The 4,166-nt window shown below is 41.0% G+C and carries 3 protein-coding genes and 1 pseudogene; 2 read left to right on the forward strand and 2 right to left on the reverse strand.

Annotated elements, in window-relative coordinates; genetic code table 11:
• Positions 1 to 1,279: pseudogene (locus tag PX484_RS10735) on the forward strand (DNA polymerase III subunit gamma/tau); the annotation flags it as partial.
• Positions 1,280 to 1,366: 87 nt separating this feature from the next.
• Positions 1,367 to 1,690 (forward strand): Grx4 family monothiol glutaredoxin, encoded by a 324-nt coding sequence (gene grxD / locus PX484_RS10740; RefSeq protein ID WP_002770648.1) that lies wholly within the window; start codon positions 1,367 to 1,369, stop codon positions 1,688 to 1,690.
• Positions 1,691 to 2,257: 567 nt separating this feature from the next.
• Here the strand turns inward: grxD and PX484_RS10745 are convergent.
• Complete coding sequence (locus tag PX484_RS10745) at positions 2,258 to 3,175, reverse strand: hypothetical protein (protein WP_287766840.1); 918 nt, start codon at positions 3,173 to 3,175, stop codon at positions 2,258 to 2,260.
• Positions 3,176 to 3,622: 447 nt separating this feature from the next.
• Positions 3,623 to 4,166: mechanosensitive ion channel family protein (locus PX484_RS10750; RefSeq protein ID WP_288103787.1), on the reverse strand; the 544-nt coding region annotated here is incomplete at its 5' end.

Below are 4,166 nucleotides of genomic sequence, written 5' to 3' on the forward strand. Positions count from 1 at the left end.
CGCAGGAACGATTACGGCCGAGCGAGTCTGGGATTTGGTCGGTGCAGTCCCCGAAAGAGACCTCTTAACCCTACTTAAAGTCATTCATGGCAATATTCCCGATCAAGTTATCGAACAATGTCGCCATCTGATGAATCGCGGGAAGGAACCTTTAATCGTCTTGCAAAATCTAGCGGGATTCTATTTAAACCTACTTTTAGCCAAAACTGCCCCTAATCGTCCAGAAATGGTGGCTGTCACCGCTCCCACTTGGCAGGAATTATGTACGGAAGCGCGTACTTGGTCTTTAGAGGAAATTCTCCGCGGTCAACAACTGCTTAAAGACAGCGAAACGCAACTAAAAAACACCACTCAACCCCGTCTCTGGTTAGAAGTCACTCTATTAGGACTGTTACCGCAAGCACAGGTGATTCCTCTAGTTGCCACGGTAGCGCCTTCCCGTCCCCAAACCAGCGTCGAGAGGCCCCCTGAAGTGATCACAGCACCAGCGCCGGTTAATGAACCGATAAAACCGCCAGTTATCACCCCGACAACTAGCGTCGCAGTGCCGAAAACTGAGGTTAAAACTGTTGCCAGTGATGACAATCATGAACAAATTTGGCGGCAGGTTTTAGAAGTAATGGAACCCCCCACTACTCGCACTCTCTTGCGTCAGCACGGCAGTCTTTTTAATATGGAAGAATCGAGTGCTTATTTAAGCATATCTTCGGAACAATTATTAAAAATGGCCCGGCTACGATTGACTAATATTGAGTCAGCTTTCGAGGCAGTTTTTCAGCGCCGGATTAAAGTTCATTTACAGGTAGGTTCCGCTACTGCTGCCATGGCTGCGGAAGTTTCCCAATCCCCGGCGGCTAGGATACAACCACCACCAGAAACCGCACCAAACCCACCAATAACTCCCGAAAATAAAGTTATGACTGTGGTGGATATTCCCCCGATCAAAGAAGCAATTATCGAGAAAAAAGAAGCAAAGATCACCGCAGCCAGAAACCCAAAAACTCCTAGCACAGAACTGCCACAAAAAATCTTAAATTTTGATTCATCTTTAGAGACATTAGATCAAGATGTAGATGTTAGCGAAATTTTGGCGGCTGCTCAAAAGTTAGCGAAATCTTTTGATGGTGAAGTGGTCAATATGGGTTATTCACTGCCGGAAAATTCGGCCGCAGAAACTAAAGTTAATAAGTCTGTGGAAAATATGACTATCGTGCGCGGGAGACCTGATGTTAACGAAATTTTAGACAGTTTGGAGGAGGACGAAGACCTGCCTTTTTAAAGCTATCTCAACGGCTTGTGCTAAACTGATAAGATATGCCACGTCTCAGGATTGGCTATTCTTGCTCAAATTCTAGCTACTAGACCTATGACACCCGAAACTAAGGACAGAATCGATCAATTAGTTCAGAATAACAAAGTTCTTGTGTTCATGAAGGGCAATAAATTAATGCCTCAGTGTGGTTTCTCGAATAACGTCATACAAATTCTCAATATTCTGGGGGTTTCCTACGAAACTGTCGATATTCTGCAAGATCAGGAGTTAAGACAAGGAGTTAAGGAGTATTCCAATTGGCCGACTATTCCCCAAGTCTATATCAACGGTGAGTTTATTGGTGGTTCCGACATTATGATCGAACTCTATCAAAATGGGGAACTACAACAAATAGTCGAGGTAGCCTTAGCTTCCTAAAAATTTTCTAGGTTAGGTTAGCTATCCTAACCTAGTCCAAACCTACCAAACAGTAATCAGTGATCAGTGATCAGTGAAAAGACGGCAATTTTCTACTTAAGACTGTTGGGTACATCTCAGTTTTGTAGAAATATCTATATGACATTTTTGTCCGACGCAGTTCGATAAACTCACTGACCACGATCTTGGTGTCAACTTAAGCAAGAGGCTTAATTATAAAGAGTACCTGATAATCCAAAAGGAAGATAGTAAAAAACGGTAAAATAACGAAAAGAAATCAGAGGTGAGTCGGTGAAAACGCGCTCTAAGCAACGACCTAGAAAAAAGGGGAATCCCGAATTACGCTGTCAATTTCAGTCGCCAGCCTTGCACATTCGGATATTCTCGACGCTGTGTGATAATCAGTGCTTATCATTCGTAGGAGTCTTGCTAGGCAAGGCTTTGAAGACTATATTTACGAAAAATTATCCCTATTCTTCTTCTTTCCACACAGAAACAAGAAGAGCCGTTTTTTTACGGTTACTTCCAAGTACCTTCGTACACGACCAAATGAGGGCGGCAGTCAGTTTATGGAGTTGATGGAGTTGGAGGGAAATAAACCCAAATCTCAATCTTCCCATTAGGAGCATCCCAGTCCAGTAATTCTAGTAGATCCGATTCTAGTAGGTCTTTAGGTAAATTTATGTTTTTATTATTATTCACATAACTTTGAGTGAGTTCCTCTAGATTTTTAGCTCGTTCTCTATCCCCAGCATGAAAATATTTGATCCTACTGATTGGCTGATCATTCTTTAAAGAATATGTATTTTGAACATCTTCTTTTTTAATCGGATGTAAATCAATTGTGTAATTTTTACCTAGATATTGCTTAAATTTACTCACTTCTTCCTCGTTCTCGTTATAGTAAATAACAACACCAAAATCAAAATTTTTAGTTATTTGTTCAACAATTTTCTCTCTAGGATCGTTGTTCTTTTTGTAGCCTTCTTGAAGTTTTCTAAGCTCTTTAATAATCCCATTAGCTTGATTCGGATCCCTTTCGCCAATAATCATAAGAGCCGTAAAAGTATCTTGAAACTCTGGTGTTTGTCCTATAAATTCTTGATCTGTATTCGAAGGTTTAGACATTAACTCTTTAAATCTTGATCTATAAATTTGCGTTGCTATCTCAGCAATCATCTGCTTAGAGCTTTCATCATTGTCAGCTATCGTCCGATTCAAAGCAATTAAAGCGATATCTTTTTTTAATTTAGGGCTTTGTAAATCTCCAATCAATTTTTGAATTAATTCCGCCGTTTGAATGTTGGTTTTAAATCCTTCTAATTGAATCTCAATATTTTTGGTTTTCTGTTGCAGCTGAGAAGTCTGATATACTATAAACCCATTGAAAATGGCAATAATCATTAAAACAAATGTCGATAAAGACGAGACACCTATACTTATTTTATCTAAGCTATCTTTAGGCTCATTATTCTTGTCAGACATAGTTAACTCCTTCCTTGTGTACTCACTTAAATATTCACACCACACCCCGCATCACCTGCACCAATTCCCCCACTACCTAATCCTGCTTACTCCTTGCCTCAACCAGTTGGCCATTCCCTGACTGCCTGACACATCTCAGTGAAGTCTGGGTCAATCGGGGGTGGCAAGTCAAAGAGCAAATGCGAGAAAACCAAATCCGTTCGTAGAAATATTATCGGGCTAGGTTAGAGACAAAGTAAGGCTGAGGAGCTTTGGGAAACAGAGGAATAGGGGCAAAAAGTTCTCATCCTTTAGATAGAACACCCCGAATCCAACACAACTCGATTCTAACCCACTTTCCCAGAAACATTGAATCTCCTAACAAAACTTTACATTTAAGGACATAACAACCCCAAAACGCCATTTTTCAATAGGTTATCACCATAAGTTAGAGAGAGTCACTCCCCTTTAAAACTGTCCTTTGAATTGTTCTTTATCTTGTGCTATCAGGAAACTTTGTTGGGGGATACCGATGTGAATTCCCTTCTCCTCAAAAGCAATCTTGAGACGACGACGATACTCTCTTTCTATGTCCCATTGTCGTAATCTTTTGACGACAATTCTGAGCATAATTTCCATTCCTGTGTGAGAAACCCGACTAACACCAGCAACCTGCACGGGATTGATGATATCTTCTTGCCATTGTGGATCTACAGCCATATTTTCAGCGATGGCTGCCATTAAAGAGATCGCCAGATCTGGCTCGGTCTGATAGGCGACTTCGATGGTAAAATCGACCCGCGCCCAATCTTTACTGAGGTTGTGTGCGCTAATAATTTGGTTATGGGCAATAGTGATTAAACGTCCATCAGCAGCCCGCAATTGAGTCGCTCGCAAACTCATATTTTCCACCAAACCGATAAACTCCTGAAACTGGATCATATCACCGACAGTGTATTGGTCTTCAAAGATAATTAGAAAACCGTTAATCCAATCTTTTAAAAGATCCTGA

It is taken from the genome of Microcystis sp. M49636_WE2, from assembly GCF_030065375.1.
GTDB classification, from domain to species: domain Bacteria; phylum Cyanobacteriota; class Cyanobacteriia; order Cyanobacteriales; family Microcystaceae; genus Microcystis; species Microcystis aeruginosa_C.